Origin of the sequence: Caballeronia sp. GAWG1-1, assembly GCF_023631465.1 — a bacterium.
Classification (GTDB): Bacteria; Pseudomonadota; Gammaproteobacteria; order Burkholderiales; family Burkholderiaceae; genus Caballeronia.
Genome location: NZ_JALQDB010000006.1, coordinates 222,174 through 245,745, shown reverse-complemented (window position 1 = coordinate 245,745; position 23,572 = coordinate 222,174). Strand labels below are relative to the sequence as shown.

Sequence of the window (23,572 nt, the reverse complement as noted above, 5' to 3'; positions counted from 1 at the left end):
TTTCTCCGGCCAAAGCCGGCGAGCATAGCTCGCGTGGTTGATGTCATGCGCAACGCCAGTCCTGTCGTCCGGTCCGTACGGTCACGTTCCCGAAACGGCCGGTCACGTTGCCGAAATCGTCGGTCACGATCCCGAAACGGCCGGTCACCTTCGTCCGAAATACGCAGCATTCTGCTGAGTAACTTCGTCCATCTGGCTAACCGCCCGCGCAACCTGATCGATACCGGCGCTCTGCACCTCAGAAGCAGCCGCGATTTCGCCCATGATGTCCCTCACCCGTTGCACCGCCCCGATGATCTCGTTCATTGTGTTGCCCGCCTGATGCACGAGTGTCGATCCAGCATTCACCGACGTTACCGACGAGTTAATCAATTCCTTGATTTCCCTAGCTGCAGCAAAGGACCGCTGAGCGAGCGAACGCACCTCGCCCGCGACGACAGCAAAGTCGCGTCCTTCTTCGCCCGCCCTCGCGGCCTCGACAGCTGCATTGAGCGCCAGGATATTCGTTTGAAAGGCAATATCCTCGATCATGGAGATGATGTCCGCGATTCGTGCCGAGCTGCGGCTAATGTCACCCATCGGTCCTACCACCTGAGTGACGACCTGGTTACCCTTATTCGCAATTTCAGACGCGCTCTTCGCCAGTACCGTAGCTTGGCGCGCATTGTCAGCGTTGTGCCGGACGGTGCCCGTCAACTGTTCCATACTGGAAGCGGTTTCTTGTAGCGCAGACGCCTGTTCTTCCGTGCGCGACGAGAGATCCGTGTTACCCGCTGCGATTTCCTTGCTCGCCGAGGCGATCGATTCCGAACCTGCTCTCACGGGACGTACCGTTTTGATGAAGCTTTCCTGCATACGGGCGACACCTTGAAGCAATTGCCCCATCTCGTCGCTCGAACGCGTGCTGATTGTACGTCGAAGGTCGCCGGCTGCGATCGCGTCGAAGTGTTCTAGCGCCTCTGCAAGCCGTGCTCCAATTGCACGGCGCAGTGTCACGTATGTCGTGAGCGCCGCGCACAATGAGATGATGATAATGAGGCGGAGCACCGCATAATTCGAGCGGGCATCGGTCAAACCGCGCTCCGCACTGTCCGCCTGGAACTTGCCTAGCGCGTCATCTGCTTGCGAGAGCTTGCCGTAAGCGACCTGCAGCTGGTTCGCATGATCGACCATTGCGGCCCGATCATCGGCTTCGACGACTTTCGCGAATTGCGCGAGCGCGTCGGCATATGACGCACGCGCACGCTTAATATCCTCAACGAGTCGAATCTCATCGGCGTCGTGAGGTAGCGCAAGATACTTTTGCCACCAGGATTCCGATGTCGCATAGAGCATCTTTGCGCGCTCCAGCACCGCATTCGCTTCCGGCGTGCCTGACATCAACGCGGAGCGGTCCAGGGCCAGACGCTCGCGCGGAATAGATTTCCGCGTTTGCAACGTTAGTCGCACTCGGCATCTGATCGGTTGCGGTACCTTCGAGCGCCCGGTTCGAATAGCTCATCCCGGTCAGCCCAAGAACGCCGATTATGAGCAACAGTGCGGCCAAGAAGGCCATCGCAAGCGCAACACGGCCTCTAATCGAAAATACTTCTGCGCAATATGTTTCATTTCCCCATTATAAGAATTGTGGGTATCGTCGGCGGCGTCTCCAGCCTAGCCGTTTCTACGGAAGGGTCGTCTTTCCACTGAAAAAGAATCCGTCTGTCACGAGTCGAAATAACGGCAGGTCTTTGCGCAAAAATTCAGTCGTGGACGTGCGCTCGCGGGAAATACTTGACTGCGGACGCTGGTGGACGGTCGTATTGTGCACAAGGTCCTCCGGCATCCGCCTTTACTATGGCGTACGCTTTTGGCGAGCGCCCTGAACGGCCCCTCCCACCGAACCGTATAGACAACATCCTCTATAACCGGGCCTTACTTATTCGATTGTTTGATGACACCACCCTCGCTGCCCTCGACAGCTCTGTGCTATCCGGAGATTGCGATGCCGATCAAAGTTGTTTGTGCTGGCGGCCATTTAATTAGCGCGTTAGGCACCGAGGCAGCCGTCCGGCGATGCGCCGGGATCGCGATCGCCTCTACAACGCACTGTCCAGAAACCTTGTCGAAGCTTGCCTACGACTGCGATGTGATCGTTTCAGATCTTCAAAGCGTATCTTCTTGGCAAAACGCCGATGGCGAACCACTGCTTACGCGCATACGAGCAGGTCATATCAACGTGGGCTTGGTGCTGCATTCCTGCATCAAAAATCCGGCTTACCTAGCGACGCTGTCGGCCATGAAGGCTGTTCACGCCCTTCTCGACGGCGACGATGTCGGCAAGCACTTGCAGGCCGCCATTAATGCAGCGCATATTCGTCAGAAATTCGTTTCCTCCACGGTCGCCGAGTATGCGGCGAACTGCCCAGACGCGGCCAGTGTTACCAGCCCCTCACCGCCTGTGAGATCGACGTACTGAAAGCCACCTTGGCGGGTCAATCACTCAAGGAAATCGCTTTGACACGCCACCGATCGAAACAAACCATCTGCACCCACAGGACGAACGCCATGCTCAAATTGGGCGTTGCGACAACTGCGGAGCTATTTCGGCTGTTCTCTGAGGAAGATGTGTGCGTCCTCCATGACCGAACATTGCAATTCGCATCGCCATGAGATCTGACCGTCTAGTCCGCACGGGATCGAGTAAGTGATTTCGAACTAGCTCGATGTTACTCTGAAGCGTCCTGCGTCCGCTCGCAAAACGAGCAACAGGCTCCCGACTACGACAGCCGCTTGCCTGGCTCACGGCCTAGCTGCGATCCAAAAGGCAAAATGAAGAGCGCCCTTGTCGCCAAAGCTCGAGTGGCTAACCGCACGCGTTCATAACAAGCTTTCATCCCCGACCTCTCGCAGCATTGCCTCCCCACAAGTTCGAAAAGCCAGTCGCAAATACATGAAAGCGGCGGGAGCAGTGTTGCCGATAAGGATAGAGCGGCGTGACCGGCATGGGTGCGGCCAGATAATCCGACAGGACCTTAACAAGTTCTCCGGCACGAACGTGAGCATCGACGTTAATAAGACATTTGATCGCGTGAAAGCAGACGCTCAATTGACACTGAGCCTGCGATATAGCTGAGAAGGACATCTGCAGCCACGATAACGCTCCTTGACTTTTCTGTTGCGACATTATCGTATGTTCGCCGGACGCGAAATAACAGGGCAAGAACTGGATGGCATTGAATCCGTCGAAGTCGCATCATGAGTCCATCCACTCACGGAGCACAAACTCATGAAAGCGCCTCACGTTGTCGCTGAACCTCATATCCTTTACCTAGGCACGCCGGTTGTCCTGGTTAGCACCGTCAATGAAAACGGTACAGACAATCTCGCGCCTATATCTTCCGTATTTTGGTTAGGGTGGAGAGGTGTGCTTGGTATCGCTTCTGGATCGCAGACCGCACGCAACCTTGTCCGTACCGGCGAATGTGTGCTGAATCTTCCTTCAGTCAAAGAGGCGGGCGCTGTTGATCGCATCGCCCGCACCACAGGCGTCTATCCGGTTCCTGAATTCAGGCGCGCAATGGGCTACGTCTATGAACTCGACAAACTTGGCCGCGCTGGATTGACGAGGGTGGCTTCCGATACGGTTGCGGCGGCGCGCGCGCTCGAATGTCCGATTCAACTTGAATCTGCTGTTTCGGCAGTCCACGGCATTGGCGAAGATAGCGATCAATTGCGCGGCTTCATCAGCTTGATCGAGGTGCGGATCCAACGCGTTCACGTCCATCCTGATTTGCTGGTGGAAGGTCATGCCAATCGGATCGATCCGGACAAGTGGTCGCCGTTGATCATGAACTTTCAAAAGTTTTATGGTCTCAGCGGCCAAGTGCATCCGTCCCGACTCGCGGATATACCAGAACAAGCGTACGAGGCACTTGCCAAGACGTGATGCGAAGAATTCTCATGTCGTTGTCTTGTATCTTGAACCGGACCGACGAGCAACCTGAGCTTCGCATTGGCAAAATCTAAGCGGCAAGCTGATGCTCATAATACGGTCGGTCCCGATCATCAAGAATGGTGTACAACGCCTCTAGATTCGATACATCGGGCTTCAACCAGGCTTGGACGTTTTCCGCTTTGATCGGGACAATGCAGCGATCGTGACCAGCCGCTTCAACTTCGGGCGGTGGTTCATCCGTGATCGCAGCAAATGAGAGTAAATCGGGCTCGTCGCGTGACGTCCATCGCGACCAAAGGCACGCAACGAGCATCAACTGGCCGTTGTTGGGACGAAATTCCAAAACAACGTTCTCGTTCTTTTCATGCGCTTCCAGGAGAGTGCCTTCCATCTTGGCCTTGCTGACGTTCTCATAGAAAACGTCGACCAGGATGATGCCGTGCGTATGGCCGAAGCAGGGCTTCCAGAAACCTTCCAAATTATCTCGCCGCGCGTTGTATGTCCCAGGGAAGCGTCGATCGTAATTTGTGGGCTTGCCCGCGATACGACATTGATAGCGCATCGGCTTCACGACGTACTGCCCGTTTTCGATGATCAGCACTGGTGCATAGTAGCCAGGAAAGATGCGCGAGTCGCGATCCTTGGGTGTCGTGCGATGTAGATCATCAAGCCGGCGCAACGCAGAATCGATCTTGTCGGTGGCGATGCGGCGGCTATTTGTCGCCGCCGCGGTTACTTTGGTGTCCAACGCACGCTCGGCATCAGCGAGGCGCGCGCGCTGCTTGAATAGCTCTTGTTCGAGCGTATTCGCCTGCCCCGTGTTGAAACGATCGATGAATTCTTTGATCTGCCGTTCGTCGTCGTTCTCAGGATGAAGAAACGAGTCGTCCATCGCCTTTGGGATCTTGACTTTGCTGCCTTCGGCGTGTTCCCAGAACAGGCGCGCAAACTCACGAATGTCCATCTGCGCGCCGAACATTTTGACGTAGCATCGATAGTCCGCCTGAATCTGCGCCGAGTAGCACACTGCCGCCTCCAATTTGTTCTCGTTGGTGCCGCTCGCTTATGGTTCAGCTTAGCGTGCCCGTTGCCTCGCGGCATAGCTTCATCATCTTCTGGACGACCGTGCTCGCATGGTTCAATCCCATGTCGCCAGTAAATAACACCTGCACATCCGATTGACGAAGAGCAATGCCCGCTCCCTTCAGATCGCGCCGGGCAATTCTAAGGGCCAGTTGGCCGATGCGGACGCGCTCGAGCCAATCCATTGAAACAAAGTTGCGCTTAAGCCAAATGCGGCCGCTTTCCACAACGTGATCTATCCGCCACTCCTGCGTCAGCGCATGCGAAGCGGCGAGCGTTGCCACCAGAAAGCACAGGAGGTCGGCCCGGGCGCCGGTCAGTTCGTCAATTTTAGGTAGCTTCATTCCGCTCCTTGCGTGTTCCCAACGTACTAGCCGCCTTCCTCGGCTCCCTTCTTCAATCACCGAAGTCAGCTGTCTTGATTGCTTACTTCCATTTAGTTGCGGTCGCGTCCGGTACTTTCAACGACGTGGAACGACTGTCGTTCTTTGCAGCGCAGCCCGTTCCAACATACGACCCTTCGCTTCTTGGACAGTAGCTCCGATTGCTGCGATCAGCCGTCCAGCGGCTGAACTCGTCGGGCACTCCGGTCCGACCGTTCGTTCGCGCGAAGACGCGTGGCTCGTCTGCATTGCAGCGCGCGACGGCTACGTCAATCGTCGCCATAGTTTTGACGCAACTTGGCGACGCAGTCGGCAATCTCGGGCGTTGGGTGTCTCGGAGCAAGCATAGGCGTCGACTTTTTCTTCGGCTAGATAAAAAGGTGCAAATCACTGCTTCTATTTCTACGCTACACTCGATACTGTACATCCATACAGTATTTTCGCACTCTCAAATTGTGCTATGGCCGCCTTGCCTCAACACATCGAGTTGATTCACCCGGCGCTCTGGCGCGGATCTCAGCTCGCGCGTGCCGATGGTAAGACCATCGACACCGGCTACGCGGCCCTGTCGGCGGAGCTGCCCGGTGGCGGATGGCCGATTGGCGCACTGGTTGAGTTGCTGGTGCAACAGCCGGGGATCGGGGAGATGCGCTTGCTCAAGCCCGCGCTCGTCGCCGCGAGCAAGCGGCCGGTCGCGCTTCTGCAGGCACCGCACGTCCCGAACAGCCTGGCGTTCGCCTATCTGGGCGTGCCGCTGGACAAACTGATGATGCTGCGCGCGCCCAAGACAGCGGATGCGCTCTGGTGCGCCGAACGCGTGCTCAATGCTCGAAGTTGCGGCGCCCTGCTCTTCTGGCAACAGCACATCCGGTCGGAAGCGTTACGACGATTGCATCTAGCGGCACAGGCGACCGAGACCCTCCTGATTCTGGTTCGACCGCTTGCCGCCGCCCAGGATTCGTCGCCAGCGGCCTTACGGCTCGGTGTGCGACCCGCCGACGGCGGCCTCGCCGTCGATGTCATCAAGCGACGAGGCCCAACCCGAACCGATCAACTGTCCATCCACCTGCAACCATCTCCGATTCTGCTCAGTCCTCATGGCCGTGTTCGTCGCCATCTTCCTGCCCCGGCTTTCGCTGGAGGTGTTCCGACCGAGGTACTCGCCTCCGACTGAACACGGCTGCGTGGTGCTCGAACGCGACGAGGTCATCGTGCTTGACCAGGCGGCGAGAGAGGCAGGAGTTATGGTGGGGATGAAGCGCGGCGGGGTCACGACGCTTGCAGTAGATGCGTTGATGTACGACCGCAGTCCAACACGCGAGATCGATGTGCAACGCGAAGTCGCTTTCGCGCTATTGCGCTTTTCGCCTCAGGTGGCGGTTCGAGAAGAGGAAACGATTCTGGTCGATGTAACCGCCAGTCTTCGCCTCTTCGGGGGCATCCGACACGTGTGCCGAGAGATCCGGAAGGTGGTCAACGCGATTGGTGTGACCGCGCGCATGGGCGTCGCGCCCACGGGGCAAGGTGCGTGGCTGCTTGCCAAGCGTGGCCGACGGCGGGTGCTCAAGATGGGTTCGCTCGAACGCTATCTCGGGCAGTTACCTTTCATGGTCGTACCCGAAGTCCGGTCATTCTCCGAATGGTTCAACGGCCTCGGTTGCCGGGTGCTCAACGATGTTCGCCGCCTGCCGCGTGCAGGTCTTAAAAAGAGGTGCGGTGTGGACTTACTGGATTCGCTAGACCGCGCCTATGGCCTGTCGCCGGAATTTTATGAGTGGCTGGAACTGCCGCCTGCCTTTAATGCGCGTACGGAGCTGCCCGATCGCGTCGAGCATGCGGAAGCGGTGCTGTTCTCAGCGCGGCGCCTGATCGTGCAGCTTTGCGGATGGTTGAGCGGGCAGCAGCTGGCGCTCACGCAAGCGACGATTACGCTCGAGCACGAACGGGGGCGACAGGCGATCGAGCCAACGACGATCGACATCGCGCTGGCCGAACCCACCTGGTACGAAGAGCATCTTGTTCGGCTGCTGAAGGAGCGGCTCGGGCGCATCCAGCTCGAAGCCGCTGTGATTGCTGTGCGCTTGACCGCGTCAAAAGTGGAACCCGCCGAGCCACCCAGCGATTCGCTGTTCCCCGATTCAGGCGGCTCGGCCCAGGACCACAACCGATTGATCGAACTGCTTGTCGCGCGCCTGGGCGCCGAGAACGTCCTGCGGCCGGCACCGACCTCGGATCATCGGCCCGAGCATGCGAATCAATGGGTGCCCGTGCAGGCAACAACCAAGGCATGCCCTCCTCCTGCTGACCTACCGCGACCAACGTGGTTGCTCGACTCACCCGTGCGGCTGATGATCAAGAATCATCGGCCGTTTTACGGCTCGCCTTTGAAGCTTGTGTCGACGGGCGAGCGCATCGAGGCCGGCTGGTATGACGGCCAACTGGTGACGCGCGACTACTATGTCGCGGAAGCGACCGATAAAAACTGTTACTGGATCTACCGTGAACGACCGAGCGTGAAGACCGAAGAGGTTCGCTGGTTCCTTCACGGCCTGTTCGGATAATAGGTGGTGTGGCCGTGGATCTTTTCTCGTCAACGCTTCCTGACTATGCGGAGCTTTTCGCGTTCACGAATTGCTCGTTTCTGCACGGCGCATCGCATGGCGAAGAGCTCGTGCTGCGCGCATCGCAACTCGGTTACTCGGGCCTCGCAATCACCGATGAGTGTTCGCTCGCCGGCGTCGTGCGCGCGCACGTCCAGGCCAAAGATGAAAAGCTACCGCTGATCATCGGCTCGTATTTCCGCCTCGTGCAAGCAGACAAGAGCCCGGCATTTGGTCTCATCCTGCTCGCGCAGAATCGCAATGGCTATGGAAATCTGTCCGAGCTGATCACGCTCGGCCGCATGCGCGCAACGAAGGGCTCGTACATGCTCACGCCGCATGATCTGTCGAAGCCCGATCAGGCCTTTGCACATCTGCGCGGTATGCCCGATTGCTTGGCAATCCTCGTGCCGGATTTTCCGGCAAAGGAAGACGCGTTGTCTGCGCAGATCGAATGGTTAAGCGAGACCTTTCCCGCGCGTGCATGGGTGGGTCTCATCCTGCATCAGCGCGCGATGGATGATATTCATCGCGGCAGCGTGGAGTATTTCGCCGAACAACACCGCGTGCCGGTCGTGGCGATTGGCAACGTGGTGATGCACCTTCGCTCCCGCAAGCCGCTGCAGGACACGATGACGGCGATCCGCGTTGGCAAGCCCGTTGCCGAATGCGGTTACGATCTCGCGCCTAACGCAGAGCAACACCTTCGATCACGGCTGCGCATCGCGAACCTCTATCCAGCGCATGCGATCGCTCAAACACTGAACATCTTTGAGCGCTGTACGTTTTCGCTGGACGAACTGCGCTGCGAGTATCCCGATGAACTCGTGCCCGAAGGTTTTACGCATGAAGCGTATCTGCGACAGGAGACGTACATCGGCGCGCACAAGCGGTTTCCGGCGGGCATTCCGCATGAAGTGCAGAAGCAGATTGAATACGAATTGCAACTGGTCGGCGAGATGCGGTACGAGGCGTATTTCCTCACGGTCTATGACATCGTGCGCTTCGCACGCAGCCAGCACATTCTGTGTCAGGGACGCGGGTCCGCAGCCAACAGTGCGGTGTGTTACTGCCTGGGCGTGACCGAAGTCGATCCGTCGCGCGGCAATATGCTGTTCGAGCGCTTTATCTCGAAGGAACGTGGCGAGCCGCCGGATATCGATGTGGACTTCGAGCATCAGCGGCGCGAGGAAGTCATCCAGTACATCTACTGCAAATACGGACGGGATCGTGCAGCCATTGCAGCAGCGGTGTCCACGTACCGGCCACGCGGCGCGTTGCGCGAGACCGGCAAGGCGCTCGGCATTGATCCGCAGATCGTCGTCAAGGTGGCGAAGAGCCATCAATGGTTCGATCACTCGCAAGACCTGCTGCGTCGATTCGAAGAGACCGGACTCGATCCGGAAAACCCGCTCATCCGAATGTGGGCGAAGTTGGCCGCGCAAATTCTAAATTTCCCGCGTCACCTGTCGCAGCATTCAGGCGGCTTCGTCATCAGTCGCGGCAAGCTCACGCGGCTTGTGCCCGTCGAGAACGCAGCGATGGCGGATCGTAGCGCCATTCAATGGGACAAGGATGATCTCGAAGCACTTGGGCTCTTGAAGATTGACGTGCTTGCGCTCGGCATGCTGTCGGCCATTCGCCGCACGCTCGATATCGTTTCCGAACAGCGCGGCGAGCGATTCGAGATGCAGGACATTCCTCCAGAAGACCCGGTGACCTACGAGATGATCTCGCAGGCCGACACCGTTGGCGTGTTTCAGATCGAATCGCGTGCGCAGATGAGCATGCTGCCGCGCATGCAGCCGCGGACGTTCTACGATCTCGTGATCGAAGTCGCGATCGTGCGACCGGGACCAATCCAGGGTGGTGCTGTGCATCCCTATCTGCGAAGGCGGCAAAAAATCGAGCCCGTTTCGTATCCAAGCCCGGAACTAGAGATCGCACTGGGTCGCACGCTTGGCGTGCCGATCTTTCAGGAGCAAGTGATGCAGGTCGCCATACTCGCGGCAGGCTTCACGCCAGGCGAAGCCGATCAGCTTCGCCGCGCGATGGCGGCATGGAAACGCAAGGGCGGACTGGAAAAGTACTATGACCGCATCGTCAATGGGATGAAAGAGCGCGGCTACGACCAGTCATTCGCGGAAGCGATTTTCGAGCAGATCAAGGGTTTCGGCGAGTACGGTTTTCCGGAAAGTCACGCGGCGAGTTTTGCGCTGCTGGTGTATGCAAGCAGCTGGCTCAAGTGCCACGAACCGGCGGCCTTTCTTGCGGCGATGCTCAACTCGCAGCCGATGGGTTTCTATTCGCCTTCTCAGCTCGTGCAAGATGCAAAGCGTCATGGCGTCAAAGTCGCGTCGATCGATGTCACGATCAGCGGCTGGGATTCGGTCCTTGAGCGTCAGCATGATGACTTACAGCCGATTGTTCGGCTCGGACTTTCGCTGTTGAAGGGGATGCGCGACGGCGCCGCCGAGCGCATCGAGAACGCTCGAGCGGTGAGAGCCTTCGGGAGTGTGAGCGACATGGCGCGCCGAGCGCAACTTGATCGCCACGATTTGCAAGTGCTGGCGGCAGCCAACGCTCTTCAATCGCTCGCAGGAAACCGACGCGAGGCGCTCTGGCAGTCAGCCGCTGCCGTGCCCGACCGAGACCTTCTTTCTGATAGTCGAGTCGACGATGAGATACCGGAACTTGGCGCACCTTCTGAAGCGCAAGATATCGTCAGCGACTACAACTCGACCGGGCTGACGCTTGGTAGACACCCATTGTCGCTTTTGCGTCCCACACTTCTCGAGCAGCGTCTAATGCCGGCCTCAACGCTACGCACATTCCGGAACGGACGGCTAGCTAGCGGTTGCGGTCTTGTCACCGTACGGCAACGACCGGGGACGGCTAAGGGCGTGATGTTCGTCACGCTCGAAGATGAAACGGGCAACGTGAACGTGATCATTTGGCCATCGCTACTCGAGAAACAGCGGAAAGAAGCTTTAGGCGCTGCGCTGTTGGCTGTGTACGGTACTTGGCAATGTCAGGGAGAAGTCCGACATCTGATCGCTCAGCGGCTCGTAGATATGTCGCATCTTTTGGGCGGTCTCGTCGCCGTCAGCCGAAACTTCTGTTGATCCTGAAGTTTGTCTTTTAACTCAAGCTGACCTCATTTCGATCGAGGCTTGGCTCATACCGGCGTCATCAAACGCCTCACAGCTGAGGCAACGTAGCGAATGATTCGATTTTGCTGTTAGTTCCATGGTTTGCCCGATTTGCTGTCAACAAAATTTTGTCACCTGCGATCGGTTTGAAGAGGTTCGCGCTTCGCGCAAAGATTATTCTTCGACTTTTACGTTATCTGTGCAGCTCAGGCGAGCGCGAACCTGAATATTTGCGCCAAAGGTTGTTCGGTCTTTCACGTCTGTTTCGAGTGAAGTTCAAGTTTCTTTGTACCTGGTCGTAAATGATGAGAAGCGGCAAATCATGACACCGTTAGCAACCCTGCAAGGTAGGGTCGGCTGCAGCCAATCGCACTAACCTTTTTCAACGCATCTACGAAAACAGAAACGGCGACCTGGAAAGGTCGCCCGAGCTGTACGGCAAAATGACCCGAATTGCCTTATTGTCAAAACGCTTTCTGACTTCTATCCCGGCTCACCTGAGCGGACGGGTTCGCGTTGAGCAGGTCGATACACTTGCCAACCTCGGCGGCGCAATTGGCTGTGTGGGCGTGCTTGCGGCATTTGGTCTGTTCGCGTCGTTCTGGCGTTCCGCTCCTCACTTCTACCTACTGGCTTTTCTTTCCACATTCGTAGTCATCTATGCGGCGGCTTTCCGGCGCAGCGTAATTTGGAGGCGCCAGCCCAGGCCTCACGACATGCCGCTACGCGCCTATCGAATGCGCAATTTGCATGTCGGAATCATTGGCCTGTTGTGGTCCACGATGCCCGTGTGCCTAGCCCCACACGCTGACGCCAATCAGATTCTCCTGATCGTCTACGTTAGCTCCGGCTTAATCGCTTCGTCTGTTGTAATCGCGCCGACGCTGCTAGCTGCGTTCTTGATCTCCGTACCGGTGATGCTCGGCACCATCGTGGCGATGTTGATGACCCGCGGATCCGCTGGGCCCGTGCTTGCCGCCTTGGTAGTCGTTTATTCCTCGCTTATTTTCATCAGTACGCTCCATAGCCATCGAAGCTTTATTCAGCGCACCGTTGGAAAAATGGAATTCGAAGAGCAACGTGAAGTCGTCGGCCTGTTGCTGCGTGAGTTTGAGCAAGAATCTAGCGACTGGCTCTGGCGGACAGATGCATCAAATCGGCTGGAGCACATATCCGAACGCATGATCCGGGTGTTCGGCGCGGTGGAGGGCGATTTGCGCGGCAAAGACTTCGTCTCCTTGATTTTCAAGCTCACAGACCCGGCAGCGGCAGCCTCGGCGGTAACTCGGCTGAGCGAGGCATTATGCGCACGAGACTCATTTCGCGACCTCCTTGTGCCGCTTACCATCCAGGGACGGCATTGCTGGTGGCACATTACCGGCAAGCCAATGTTCAGCAAAGATGGCACTTTCCGAGGCTACCGAGGCGTGGGCAGTGATGTAACCGCAGCCAAGCAGTCCCAAGCCCAAATCGCGCACATGGCAAGCCATGACAGTCTGACCGGCCTGCCAAATCGTTTTGCTTTCCACGAAGCGCTTGCCGCCGCTTTCGCTGGCCCTTCGCACCCCTTTGCGCTGCTGTGGGCGGACCTTGATCAGTTCAAAGACGTAAACGACACGTTAGGGCATGCAGCCGGCGACACCTTGTTAATGGAAGTAGCTAAAAGGCTTGTTGCATGCGTTAGCTCGGGAGATTTGGTAGCGCGGCTTGGTGGCGACGAATTCGTCATCTTGCTCAGCGGGGCGGATTCCGATTCCGCTGACACGCTTGCCGGGCGGATCATCGCGACAGTGAGTGAACCCTATCACGTAGACGGTATGCGCGTGGGCATCGGAGTTAGCATCGGTATAAGCGTTGCACCGGCTGACGCAGCTGCTTCAGATGAGCTATTCAAGAACGCAGACCTTGCGCTTTACCGGGCAAAATCAGATGGGCGCGGAACGTGGCGCTTCTATGAGGCGGACATGGATGTTCGCGCGCAAGAGCGGCGTGCTTTGCAGCGCGACTTACGGCTTGCATTGGAGCGCCGGCAATTCCATTTGATGTTCCAGCCGATCGTCGATTTGTCCCTCGCTCGCGTAGGCACTGCTGAGGCGCTGTTACGCTGGACTCATTCGGAACGTGGCCTTGTGTCGCCAGACAGTTTTATCCGACTTGCAGAGGAGACAGGCTTAATCGTGCAGATCGGTGAATGGGTGATCAGGCAAGCTTGTCTGGAAGCGGCGCACTGGCCCGGACATACGTGTGTGGCGGTCAACCTCTCGCCGGTACAGTTCAGAGATACATCGTTGTCGTCAATCGTTGACTCGGCACTCTCCGACAGCGGCTTACCTCCGGAAAGGCTTGTCCTTGAAATCACGGAATCTGTGTTCTTGGATGCCGACGACGGTGTGCTAGACACCCTACACGCTCTTCGCGAGCGCGGCGTGAGTTTTGCCCTAGACGACTTTGGTACTGGATATTCGTCTCTTAGCTACCTTCGCAGCTTTCCATTTGATAAGGTAAAAATCGACAAATCTTTCGTTCGAGACATCGCTCATCACGACAGCAATTTGGCCATCGTAAGAGCGATCACTGGTATGGCGAACAGTCTCGGCATGACAGTGATCGCGGAAGGAGTTGAAACTGAAGAAGAATTGATAGTCTTGAGACTGGAGGGCTGCATGCATATACAAGGCTACCTCTTTAGCCGCCCACTGTCCGCCTCTGCCATCGGCCCGTATGTCCGCATGGTAGCCGCCTCTGGTATTCACGGAGGTGAAGCGCAATCGACGCAGGAAGCACTCAACTTGCAAACCCAGTAGGCACTGCGCCGATGACGACTTAGTGTCGTTGCTTGGCCTGAAAGTGCGGCTCACCCCTAGCGCAATGCAAGGCCGTAGATTTGGTGACGACGATGTTGGCACCCTTCAACTTAATTCTCTCTCTACGCGAAGTGGTGCAGCGGCGAAAGGCTGGCGAGAATAGTTCGACAGCGAAGAACGAACTTCAAATCAACTGTCATTCGTTGTTTTTTGGCACTTGGCTTATGAGGTTGGTCGCACCTTAGCTAAGCTGATCTCTTGATGAAGGTCTAGCTGGCACTCGATGCTGTAGGTCTCTCGGTTCCGAGAGACACAGTTGCTAGGAAGTCCGTTACCATTTTCGTGAATCGATGATTTACTCGCGAAATCGACGCATGCTTGCTGCACGGCACTTCTAATAAATTAGGTTCGCTACCTTTCTAGAGAGCTTGCAGCATGAAAACTAGCGACGAGATCGCGCTTGCGCTACATGACTGCGCCCTCCTTCCGCTGCTCGACGTGTCGATTTAGACCAAGCCAACGATGCCGTTTCAGTGATTATCTTCGCAAAGATGGCTAAGGTGGTCGGGATCGTCGAATGGTGTTTGTCTGTCGATCCAGCAGAACTCAAGCCTCTAGAAGCGAAAAGATCATCAGTGAAGGGCCAAGTTGGCAAGGCCTTTAAGGCTGCGCGATTTATAATCGCCGACGTCAGCTTCCGGTACCAGATCGATGATGGCCATAAATATTTTAAATGCCTACGATGGCGGTTAGCATTCGTCGTAAGCGGCTGGCTCGCGCCGAGGACGATCGCGCATTTGGAACTTCAATTGCATCTGCTCGCGTAGCAGAGGGCCACTCACATCATTGGTTTGCTTAAGGCGTTGCGTCATGACATGCCAAGAGATCCAAGTCGTTTGGACGAGCGAACCGTGACGTTGTAGACATGACGAATCCGCACCTTTTGGGAAGCGATCGAAAACCCAAACCCTCAGACGCTGTTAGTCGGCTGAGGAGCGCGCGAAGCTAGCCGTCGTGTCGCCTAACACCGGCCTATTACTTCGATCAGATCGGGAGCTGTGACAGGTTTAGGCAGGTAACCGTCGAACGAACTGGTTTCGACGTCGTCACGAAAGTTTGGATGTCCAGTCACCGCGACGATACAGGCGTCGTGCGACGCACCAGCGGAACGAATATAGTCGCACAACGTACGACCGTCGATGTCGGGAAGGCCAATATCCATGAACACGGTGTCATAGCGCGTCCCGCCAGTCATGCGCAATGCCTCGCCGCCCGAGTGTGCAACCTCTGCACGATGCCCGAGTGATGTGGCGAGTTCCGCAAACGCATGGGCCACATTCTCATCATCTTCAACGAATAGGAACAGCATCTCTGCCTCAACTGCATCTGAATCTAATTCGTCACGTTTAACTAAGTGTGACCGCCCCCACTGCTTGCGCAGTCAGCGTCCGCCACGGTTGACGTCCCTAAACCCCAAATCAATTCTTGCGACTCACATCATCGACTACGATATCTAGCTGAGCTAAATCGACGGGCTTCGAGAAATGCGCATCGAACCCGGCGGTCAACGCTGCCCGCTTGTCTCGTATGCTGCCATAGCCCGTCACAGCGACCACATATATGTTGGAGCCCGATGGCAGGGCGCGAAGTTTCCGAACAAGTGCATACCCGTCGATCTCCGGCAGACCAATGTCGCTCAGCAGAATGTCTGGCGCCCGCTCTTTTACCATCTCGATAGCATCACGCGCACAATAGGCGGTGCGCACCGTGTGCCCCGACATCTGGTAGTAGATCGCCAAGGCATCGGCGGTATCCACACTGTCATCGACAACGATGATGTCGAGTACCTTTGTAGATAGCGCTTCACGCTCCTTCTCATTGATATCGGCAATCGGGATGGCTTGCTTTAGGGTAAGCAAAAATTCGCTTCCGTGTCCCACCCCATCGCTACGCGCATGGAGCGAGCCGCCGTGCCACTCCGCCAACCGTCGGGCAAGGGGTAGCCCCAACCCCATGCCGCCACGTGTGCGGTCAAGCGACCGATCGCTTTGGCCGAAGACTTGAAAGATTTCGCCCATGTCCGAGGCGTCTATCCCGATACCGGTGTCGGTGACGCGAACCGTTACTGTTTCACCGTTACCTTCGACGTGTATATCCACAAGGCCGTGTTCGGGGGTGTACTTCGCAGCATTCATCAAGAGATTGGCAATAATGAGGGGACACTGGACGCGGTCCGCCATCACCCAGGGGCGGTCGATCGAAGAGCGCGTAACGCGATGTTGTTGCTGACCTAGTATTCCTTCCGTCATTTCGAGCGCCTGGTCGACAAGATCGTCTATTGCAACCGGCTCCAGCTTTAATTCGATGGCGCCAAGCGAAACCATCGAAGCAGATAGGAGGTGCTCGACAATTTGGCCCATATGCCGGACGTGCCGGCCGATAAGCTTTTTTGCCCAACTCCTCTGCTGTGTTGAGAGTTCACTTCGCCCGAGCACCTGCACGGCCGTCAAAATCGGCGACATCGGGGCACGCAGTTCATGCGCAAGCATTGCCAAGAACTGATCGCGGCTGCGCCGAGCGTCTTCGATTGTTACCTCGATTTGTAGAGTCTTTTGCAGGAGCAAGACGACTTGCTCGCCAAGCATTTGCAGCATTTCCATGTCATGAGCCGCCACCTCACGCGACACGCGATCCTTGATACACAGCGTGCCGAGCGGCAAGCCTTCGGGCGATCTCAGTACGAATGCCATGTAAAACACGGTTCCTTCATCGTCGGCGCATTCCGGATGCGCACGAATATCGTCGTCGCGTGTGGCGTCAAAAACCACCACGTCGTCGCCGTTAAGGAGCGCCAGCGCACAGAGCGATTCGGCATGGGCGACCGCTTTGCGCGCGCTACCCCAAGCAGACTTGCACCAGGTACGCGCGCCGTCGACAAAATTTATGAAAACTTGTGATACTCGAAGCGCATGCGCGGTCAGGCGGGTCAGAGCGTCAAAGTGCGGGTCGACAGGTGTGTCGAGAATGCGTAAGTTTTCCAGTGCGCTCAGGCGGGTGGGGTCAAAAAGCAGATTCATAAGGGAATTCCACGAGTGTTTCACTAATAGCAACGTCTGTTCCTATGTGAAAGGCGTCTTTTGCTGCTTGTTATGTGCGATCTTCAGAGGGAATTTCCCAGCGCTACAATGAAGGCCACGTCAACAGGCCGACAGCGCGTCGCGCTGCAAAGGAAGGGAGTGTCATGGGCGACCAAGTGCCGCGGACCATTCTGCTAGTCGAGGACAACGTGAACGATATCGAGCTAACGCTAATGGCCCTGGAGCGGGCTGGCGTCGAGAATCCGGTACACGTGGTCCGCGACGGGGCGCAAGCCATTGACTATCTTCAACGGCGAAGCGATTGGGCAGACCGCCCCGACGTGCATCCCGCAGTCATTTTGCTCGACAAGAAGCTGCCAAAGGTGGACGGTCATGAAGTGCTGGCCGCTATCAAATCCGACAATCGCCTCAAACACATCCCGATCGTGATGTTGACCTCTTCCCGCGAAGAAACGGACTTGCTCAAAAGCTACGATCTGGGCGTCAACGCATACGTCGTCAAACCGGTCGAGTTTCACGTTTTCATGGATGCGATTCGGGATATCGGCACCTTCTGGATTGTTCTCAACGAAGGTAAGCCGCGTTAGAACAATGCCTGATACATTCAGCCCACCGCGCTACGCTTCGCGCGGTAGGCTGACGAGGAACGTCGTGCCGTACCCTTCCCCGTCACTTTGCACCTCGATGGTTCCATGATGACGTTCAACCAACGTCTTGACGAGCCAAAGGCCGAGCCCAAGGCCGCTGACGCGACCGGACGACTTCGGACGAATCTGCTCGAAGCGATCAAAGATCGTGGTAATGGCCTCCGGCGCAATCCCGCAACCAGTGTCGCGCACAGTGACAATTGCCTGCATGCCTACATGGGACACCGAGACCTCGATCTTTCCGGCATCACAGAATTTGATGGCGTTTGTAACGAGATTCCAGACGATCTGCTTAAGACGAGCTGCGTCGCCCTGTACTAAGCTTGGCTCGAGCTGCAGACAAGTCACATCCAAACCTTTATGCTCGGCCTGCGGACGAAGGTCGTTGATCACATCGCTCACGAGCGTGTCGAGAGCCACTCGAGCGAACTGAATCGACAGCTTGCCTGAAACGATCGCGCCGCTGTCGAGCAGATCATCGACCATTAGCGAAAGTTGCTTCGCATTTCGTTGAATCGTATCAGTAGCGCGGGACAGCCCGATCTTGTCGCCTGAACGGCTGAGCAGCTCCGTCCAGTTGATGATCACGCCAATCGGTGAACGGAGTTCGTGCGACACCGCAGTCAAAAAATGATCCATCGCTCGGGCGTTTTCCTCGCTGCGCTCGCGTGCCGCCCGCTCGCTCCCTGCAATGCGCTGCTGCTCCAGCTCCTTCTCCTTTCGAACACTTATATCCAGTGTGAAGCCGAGCATGTGGGTTGGATAACCGTTCTCGTCATAGCGCGCGCGGCCACCCGCTAGGACCCAACGCGTTGTGCCCGCCCGTCCCGGCACGCGGTACTCGACCTCATAATCACGATGCTCGGCGATCGATGCGATCAGTTCGGCACGTATCCGTCGTCGATCCCCGCGATGGATTAATTCCGCAAACAAGCGCTTTTCGCTGAGTTCTTCTTCAACTGCGATGCCCATGTTTAGCTTGCACTGATCGGTGCACACGACCGCACCGGTCGCAATGTCGCGCTGCCATGCACCGACCTTGGCGAACGTCAATACCTCGGAAAGCTGCTCGCGACTCTCTCTCAGTTGCTTTTCTTTCTCCACCGCAACGATCTGGCGAAGCTGAGCCTGGGAGCGCAGCCGCGCCTTATCTCGCTGTTCTACCTCGCGTTCTTGAACCCGGGACGTGACATCGCTCACTCGCAAAACGTAGTAGCGTCCAGCATCCGCGGGCAGATCTATAATGCTTGCCTTCAGTTTCCAGAAGCGTTGTACGAGCCCGTCTGATTCCGTTGGCCAGTCGGCATGGAAATAAACTGACGACCGAGTCTGACCAGGCTTGAGATCGGTCAGCACGGACTCGATACAGTCCACTCGCGCTGCCGATTGTGCGGCGTCGCCGTGCTGATTGATCTCGAAGATGGAAATGCCGAGCAGCGCGTCCTCGGTCTGCCCGGTAAGGTGCAGATAGGACTGGTTAACGAAGACGATCCGGTGGTTAATGTCCATTACGACATACGCATCCACCAGCAGCGCGAACAAAGTGGCTGGATCGGGCAAAGCAGCGGTGCCAAAAGTTTTGATAAGTTGATCCATAAAAGTATCGAGAACCGTGGCGACGACGTGGGGATGACGTTCTTGCCTGAGTGTTCAAAGCAGCCCGCGCACCTTGAAAGATCTTCTGTCACCTTAATGTCCGACTGGCCCAATAATTTTCCGATTCGCAAGAATCACTCGAAACTAGTTTTCTATCGTACGCATGCTGCCTTTTTACCCTCAGAATTCTTACACAAGAGACTTCCTGGCGAGCGACGATATGATTCGGGCGCGGCGTAGGTGCCTAAAATGTGGTGGTGCGTCCCTATTAAACCAACGGCTGGCACGTAGAGTTTTCGCGCAACTCCTTGCCGACAGTGCTGATCGTCAGTGATCAGCCAACTGCGTTACGCATGACGATGCTAGCTCGACCAGACTTAGCGGTAAAGGTGCTCCCGGCCCGATAGGTCGCTTAAATCAGAGTAGTGGCGACCGCGCGGCGACTATGTCATACGTTCGGAATTTCCCCGGGAAGACTCAGGCCATCACGAGTCGTCGACCAAGTGAGCGCGTACACCCTCACCAAGACGTCGGCGCATTACCAATTGCGAAGGCTTCAGATGGTGAGACATGTAGGAAGCCAGGGTAGGGGGTATCTGATATCTGGAGGCCTCTCACGCGGACACAGACCGTCCTCTCACGTGCAGAAAAAATCCCCTTTTAACAAAAAATGTTAAAGCCTTTAACATGTCCCCAATTTGCTGGACTTCTTTACTGACGGGGCTTTGAGCCAATTCGGCACATGTTAAAGGGATGTTAAAGTGATGTTAAAGATGTTAAAGCTGGGGAGGCGGTGGGAGAAGGTAAGCGGCGAATCAAATTTCCATTTTTGTGGGCCATGGCGACTGCATTAATTGGAAGTCGGGCATTGCCGAGAGCTTCATAAAGATCGCTTCTACTTGCCTCCAAAACCTCAACTACAGCGTCAGACATCTCGCGCAAAGGCGCCTGTCTGACGTACTCGGCGGCCGTGAGCATCACTTGCGCCCTCCAATGAGACGATTGCGTAATTGACGAGCGCGCGCAGCATTGCGATCTCTTGATTTCGATCGATGGTTTATCCGAGCAATTGGGCGAAAGGATTACCCCCTTTCTTCTCACCGCCGCCCGCCACCTTCGAGCGATCGGCAGGCGACAAGCCGAACTTTCCGAGCATCGCATCCAAGCGGGCCAGCTTAGCAGCGGTGAATTTGCCCAATCGACGCGCGAAATCGGCAAGCAAACGCGCTGCGAACTGAACCGTAACGCGGTCGGAACTGATTAGAACGTCACGTGGCGCGCCGTGCGCGATGTCGTTCCATGCGGCGAGCTCGGCGCCGGAAAAGTGCGCGGGATGATCTCCCAGTGGTTTGGTAACATGGGGCTCCTCACGTCGCCGACTCGGATTCCGCCTGTAAAAGCCGCGCATCTTCAAGACCTTGGCTGGCGTGCATGCGCGCGCCATGGCTGCCTACCTACAATGCGGGCAATGTTGCGCTCGATTAACCCATTGAGCTGCCGCTCGCGCGAGCACATTTTTCAGTTTCTTTTGCCGAAATTTTATGCAAATTCATCAAAATCAAAACGCACTTCTTAAAGTAATCAGAGATTTACGAGTAGCGAGCCATACTAGATTTTGTGGATGTAAAAATTCGGCGGAACGGTCGGTCCCGGGCCGATTCGCTCTAGACTTTTTCACCCCCCTCCCCAAGGCGTAATTTAGTACGCCCACCGCAACTTGAACGCAGCGCGTGCCTCTTTGGAAACTTCGCGCGAATTCTTGAAAGTAGGCACGAAGGCTCGATCCGTAGCTTGGCAAGTGTCGAGCTAATTTCCAAAGTCGGCCCTCAGTGGCCTATCGATATCGCCGTCCAGTTCGGCCAACGGAGACCCCGCCTGTCCTCACTGAATGGCCGTTGTTCGGTAAGCTTATTGCCACCGGCACTGCCGCAAGCCGGCCATGAGCCGCCGTTGAGCGACTCAGAAATCGCGCCATTCAAACGGCCGCTCCGCTCAGTTCGCTGACTCTGATGCCCCGGCGATGCTCGTGAAACCAGACGATGAACGACCGAGGGGGCCCGTCGGCTGACAAATGACCGGAGTAATTCGGAAAGCGACGAACGGGTCGCGATCCGCTGACCGGCAAAGAAAGGGTCGGCAGTACTCGCTGCCGACTGGCCGCTTTCGAGCTACGAGTTTGAAGGGCGGACGGACGCAACCTCGACCCCAAGTCGTCCTTCAGGTCACCAGGCAAGCAGCGGCCGCTCACGACTTCGTATTAGACGCCTGACCGCGCATGTCGTCTGCTGCCTGTCAGCCTGCGAGGACATACACTAGAGCCTCTGTCAGGCAGTGGGAATCTGTACGATGGTCGCACTCAAGGCTCCGCAACCATAGGTCCTACAGTCGGCTCATCAACGACTCCTCGTTTCACATTGTCACGACGATGCGTCCTTTGAAGCCACCCGCGGCGAATTGGTGAGCCTGGTCAATCACGCTATCTATCGGCATCGTTCGTGCGATTTGTGTCAGCTTTCTTCGGTCCACCTGCGAAGCAAGCCGTGCCCAAGCCTGTTCCCGACGCTCCATCGGACACATAACCGAGTTGACTCCCACTAGACATACGGCACGTAGGATAAAAGGCGCGACGGTCATCGCAAGGTCCATCCCCTGTGCGAGTCCACAAGCCGCGACGGCGCCCCCGTACTGCGTTTGCGCACATGCATTCGCGAGCGTGTGTGATCCGACGCTATCGATAACACCAGCCCATCGTTCCTTTTGCAGCGGCTTCCCAGGCGCCGACAACGCCGCCCGGTCGATCAGAGACGACGCGCCTAGCGCTTCGAGGAACGTGCGCTCACCCGTTTTGCCCGTCGAGGCCACCACCGTGTATCCCATCGAGCTCAACAGCGATATGGCAAACGTGCCGACGCCGCCTGTTGCGCCGGTCACCAAGATCTCGCCGTCGGCAGGCCGCACGCCCTGCTCCTCGAGTGCCATGCAGCACAGCATGGCGGTATAGCCCGCGGTGCCGATGGACATGCAGTCGACCATGGAGAAAGTATCCGGGACGCGTTGTAGCCACGCGCCGGGCAGGCGCGCTTTCTCGGCAAGACAGCCCCAACGGGTCTCGCCGAGCCCCCAGCCGTTGATAAAGACCAAGTCGCCGGTCCTCCAGCGCGGATCGGCCGACTCCATGACCTCGCCCGCCCCGTCGATACCCGCGACCATCGGCCATTTGCGCACGACCGGCGCGCGGTTCGCGATGGCCAGTCCGTCCTTGTAGTTGAGCGTCGAGTGTCTGATGCGCACGATAACGTCGCCCTCGGCGAGCGAATTGTCGTCGAGCGCGCTGTCCTCCAGCGCGGCGAGCGTCGCGGTGAAGCCCGCGCTTTCATCTTTATGCAGATAGACGGCTTTGAATGACATGGGATTTCTCGTGAACTCGGGTTGGCCAGTCAGACCATGTTGGTAAAAACCGGCTTGCGCTTTTCGAGGAATGCTTTGACGCCCTCCACGGCGTCCGCCTCCTTCTCCAGCACGCGCGCCGTTCGTTGCTCAAATGCGGCCGCGCCGGTCACGCCAGTTTCCTCCGCGACCAGCACCCCCTGCTTGATCGCGCTGACCACCGCCGGCGCATTGGCCGCGATCAACTGTGCCAGCGAGAGCGCCGCGTCGAGCGCCTGTCCCTGCGGCACGAGACGGCTCACGAAGCCGCAGCGAAACGCGTCGGCGGCGCCTAGGGGCGCGCCCGTCAGCATCAACTCAAGTGCCGCGGAGCGTCCCATCAGAAGCGGCAGACGGCCCAACTGCCCACCCTCGGGCAGCATGCCGAGCCGCGCCCCTGGAGAACCGAATGTGGCATTTTCGCTCGCCACGCGCAAGTCGCAGGACATGGCGAGCATGAGCGCGGCCGCGTAGCAATGGCCGTTGACCGCGGCGATGACAGGCTTCCTCATGCTCATCGGCTTCAGCACCGGCTCTTCGTCGGCGCCGCCGTTCGCCTCGGTGCCCGTCGGCAGGTCGTTGAGGTCGTGCCCGCTCGAAAACGCGATGTCTCCCGCTCCCGTTACGACGACTGCACGGATCGCCGGATCGGCGTCGGCGCTCTCGAATTGCCGCAGCAGATCGGCTGACATTTGCCCTCCAAACGCATTGCGCTTGCGCTCATTGCTGATGGTGAGGATGCGAATGGCCTCGAGTGTCGTTGCGCGAATTTCGCCCATGGCTGCTCCGTGATCGTTGATGCGGCGAAGCGCCGCTGCTTCGTTTGTAATCGTCGATGAAATGCTC

General features: G+C 57.2%; 17 protein-coding genes and 2 pseudogenes. 8 read left to right on the top strand and 11 right to left on the bottom strand.

Annotation, left to right across the window (positions count from 1 at the left end; genetic code table 11):
• Positions 1-144 precede the first annotated feature (144 nt).
• Positions 145-705, bottom strand: a complete 561-nt coding sequence (locus NCT03_RS34045; protein WP_350030136.1) for a methyl-accepting chemotaxis protein — start codon at positions 703-705, stop codon at positions 145-147.
• A 198-nt stretch (positions 706-903) separates the two neighbouring features.
• Positions 904-1,555 (bottom strand): annotated as a pseudogene (locus NCT03_RS34040) (Tar ligand binding domain-containing protein); the annotation flags it as partial.
• 429 nt (positions 1,556-1,984) lie between these two features.
• Here NCT03_RS34040 and NCT03_RS03740 point away from each other — a divergent pair.
• Complete coding sequence (locus tag NCT03_RS03740; protein WP_250463739.1) at positions 1,985-2,458, top strand: hypothetical protein; 474 nt, start codon at positions 1,985-1,987, stop codon at positions 2,456-2,458.
• An 8-nt stretch (positions 2,459-2,466) separates the two neighbouring features.
• Positions 2,467-2,652: a LuxR C-terminal-related transcriptional regulator gene (locus NCT03_RS34035; protein WP_350029993.1), complete on the top strand. Its 186-nt coding sequence runs from the start codon at positions 2,467-2,469 to the stop codon at positions 2,650-2,652.
• Between the two features lie 220 nt (positions 2,653-2,872).
• Here the strand turns inward: NCT03_RS34035 and NCT03_RS03735 are convergent.
• Positions 2,873-3,049, bottom strand: a pseudogene (locus tag NCT03_RS03735) (LysR family transcriptional regulator); the annotation flags it as partial.
• 219 nt (positions 3,050-3,268) lie between these two features.
• Here NCT03_RS03735 and NCT03_RS03730 point away from each other — a divergent pair.
• Complete coding sequence (locus tag NCT03_RS03730; protein WP_250463736.1) at positions 3,269-3,928, top strand: flavin reductase family protein; 660 nt, start codon at positions 3,269-3,271, stop codon at positions 3,926-3,928.
• Between the two features lie 76 nt (positions 3,929-4,004).
• Here NCT03_RS03730 and NCT03_RS03725 read toward each other — a convergent pair whose 3' ends face one another.
• Positions 4,005-4,964 carry an SOS response-associated peptidase family protein gene (locus NCT03_RS03725; RefSeq protein ID WP_250463767.1) on the bottom strand — a complete coding sequence of 320 codons (960 nt, stop codon included), beginning with the start codon at positions 4,962-4,964 and terminating at the stop codon, positions 4,005-4,007.
• Positions 4,965-5,007: 43 nt separating this feature from the next.
• Positions 5,008-5,364, bottom strand: a complete 357-nt coding sequence (locus NCT03_RS03720; protein ID WP_250463733.1) for a hypothetical protein — start codon at positions 5,362-5,364, stop codon at positions 5,008-5,010.
• A 499-nt stretch (positions 5,365-5,863) separates the two neighbouring features.
• Between NCT03_RS03720 and imuA the strand changes: the two genes are divergently transcribed.
• From imuA to NCT03_RS03700, 4 genes are all read left to right on the top strand, one after another.
• Positions 5,864-6,577 (top strand): translesion DNA synthesis-associated protein ImuA, encoded by a 714-nt coding sequence (gene imuA, locus NCT03_RS03715; protein ID WP_250463729.1) that lies wholly within the window; start codon positions 5,864-5,866, stop codon positions 6,575-6,577.
• A complete protein-coding gene (locus NCT03_RS03710; RefSeq protein ID WP_250463726.1) occupies positions 6,501-7,964 on the top strand; it encodes a Y-family DNA polymerase in 1,464 nt (487 codons plus the stop codon). The genes imuA and NCT03_RS03710 overlap by 77 nt, the downstream gene beginning before the upstream one ends.
• A 14-nt stretch (positions 7,965-7,978) precedes the next feature.
• Positions 7,979-11,128, top strand: a complete 3,150-nt coding sequence (locus NCT03_RS03705; RefSeq protein ID WP_250491976.1) for an error-prone DNA polymerase — start codon at positions 7,979-7,981, stop codon at positions 11,126-11,128.
• Between the two features lie 470 nt (positions 11,129-11,598).
• The gene (locus tag NCT03_RS03700) at positions 11,599-13,959 is read left to right on the top strand and encodes a putative bifunctional diguanylate cyclase/phosphodiesterase (RefSeq protein ID WP_250463719.1); all 2,361 of its coding nucleotides are present in this window, start codon (positions 11,599-11,601) and stop codon (positions 13,957-13,959) included.
• Positions 13,960-14,980: 1,021 nt separating this feature from the next.
• On the opposite strand, the gene NCT03_RS03695 is transcribed toward NCT03_RS03700, so the two are convergent.
• Both NCT03_RS03695 and NCT03_RS03690 read right to left on the bottom strand, forming a co-directional pair.
• Entirely contained in the window at positions 14,981-15,328 is a 348-nt protein-coding gene (locus NCT03_RS03695) for a response regulator (RefSeq protein WP_250463716.1), read from the bottom strand.
• Between the two features lie 109 nt (positions 15,329-15,437).
• The gene (locus NCT03_RS03690) at positions 15,438-17,036 is read right to left on the bottom strand and encodes a hybrid sensor histidine kinase/response regulator (protein ID WP_250463713.1); all 1,599 of its coding nucleotides are present in this window, start codon (positions 17,034-17,036) and stop codon (positions 15,438-15,440) included.
• Positions 17,037-17,212: 176 nt separating this feature from the next.
• On the opposite strand from NCT03_RS03690, the gene NCT03_RS03685 reads away from it, so the two are divergent.
• The gene (locus NCT03_RS03685) at positions 17,213-17,644 is read left to right on the top strand and encodes a response regulator (RefSeq protein ID WP_250463764.1); all 432 of its coding nucleotides are present in this window, start codon (positions 17,213-17,215) and stop codon (positions 17,642-17,644) included.
• A gap of 30 nt (positions 17,645-17,674) precedes the next feature.
• Here NCT03_RS03685 and NCT03_RS03680 read toward each other — a convergent pair whose 3' ends face one another.
• The 4 genes from NCT03_RS03680 to NCT03_RS03665 all read right to left on the bottom strand — a co-directional run bounded on the left by NCT03_RS03680 (position 17,675) and on the right by NCT03_RS03665 (position 23,505).
• A complete protein-coding gene (locus NCT03_RS03680) occupies positions 17,675-19,300 on the bottom strand; it encodes a PAS domain-containing sensor histidine kinase (RefSeq protein ID WP_250463710.1) in 1,626 nt (541 codons plus the stop codon).
• Between the two features lie 1,057 nt (positions 19,301-20,357).
• Entirely contained in the window at positions 20,358-20,744 is a 387-nt protein-coding gene (locus NCT03_RS03675) for a hypothetical protein (RefSeq protein ID WP_250463708.1), read from the bottom strand.
• Between the two features lie 965 nt (positions 20,745-21,709).
• Complete coding sequence (gene acuI / locus NCT03_RS03670) at positions 21,710-22,708, bottom strand: acrylyl-CoA reductase (NADPH) (RefSeq protein ID WP_250491975.1); 999 nt, start codon at positions 22,706-22,708, stop codon at positions 21,710-21,712.
• 29 nt (positions 22,709-22,737) lie between these two features.
• Complete coding sequence (locus NCT03_RS03665) at positions 22,738-23,505, bottom strand: enoyl-CoA hydratase/isomerase family protein (protein ID WP_250463705.1); 768 nt, start codon at positions 23,503-23,505, stop codon at positions 22,738-22,740.
• Positions 23,506-23,572: the final 67 nt, after the last annotated feature.

Excerpts from the sequence above, each read along its gene's own strand:
- NCT03_RS34045 (WP_350030136.1), bottom strand. The coding sequence starts at position 705 with ATGGAACAGTTGACGGGCACCGTCCGGCACAACGCTGACAATGCGCGC.
- NCT03_RS03740 (WP_250463739.1), top strand. The coding sequence starts at position 1,985 with ATGCCGATCAAAGTTGTTTGTGCTGGCGGCCATTTAATTAGCGCGTTA.
- NCT03_RS03730 (WP_250463736.1), top strand. The coding sequence starts at position 3,269 with ATGAAAGCGCCTCACGTTGTCGCTGAACCTCATATCCTTTACCTAGGC.
- NCT03_RS03720 (WP_250463733.1), bottom strand. The coding sequence starts at position 5,364 with ATGAAGCTACCTAAAATTGACGAACTGACCGGCGCCCGGGCCGACCTC.
- imuA (WP_250463729.1), top strand. The coding sequence starts at position 5,864 with ATGGCCGCCTTGCCTCAACACATCGAGTTGATTCACCCGGCGCTCTGG.
- NCT03_RS03710 (WP_250463726.1), top strand. The coding sequence starts at position 6,501 with ATGGCCGTGTTCGTCGCCATCTTCCTGCCCCGGCTTTCGCTGGAGGTG.
- NCT03_RS03700 (WP_250463719.1), top strand. The coding sequence starts at position 11,599 with ATGACCCGAATTGCCTTATTGTCAAAACGCTTTCTGACTTCTATCCCG.
- NCT03_RS03695 (WP_250463716.1), bottom strand. The coding sequence starts at position 15,328 with ATGCTGTTCCTATTCGTTGAAGATGATGAGAATGTGGCCCATGCGTTT.
- NCT03_RS03690 (WP_250463713.1), bottom strand. The coding sequence starts at position 17,036 with ATGAATCTGCTTTTTGACCCCACCCGCCTGAGCGCACTGGAAAACTTA.
- NCT03_RS03680 (WP_250463710.1), bottom strand. The coding sequence starts at position 19,300 with ATGGATCAACTTATCAAAACTTTTGGCACCGCTGCTTTGCCCGATCCA.
- NCT03_RS03675 (WP_250463708.1), bottom strand. The coding sequence starts at position 20,744 with ATGGCGCGCGCATGCACGCCAGCCAAGGTCTTGAAGATGCGCGGCTTT.
- acuI (WP_250491975.1), bottom strand. The coding sequence starts at position 22,708 with ATGTCATTCAAAGCCGTCTATCTGCATAAAGATGAAAGCGCGGGCTTC.
- NCT03_RS03665 (WP_250463705.1), bottom strand. The coding sequence starts at position 23,505 with ATGGGCGAAATTCGCGCAACGACACTCGAGGCCATTCGCATCCTCACC.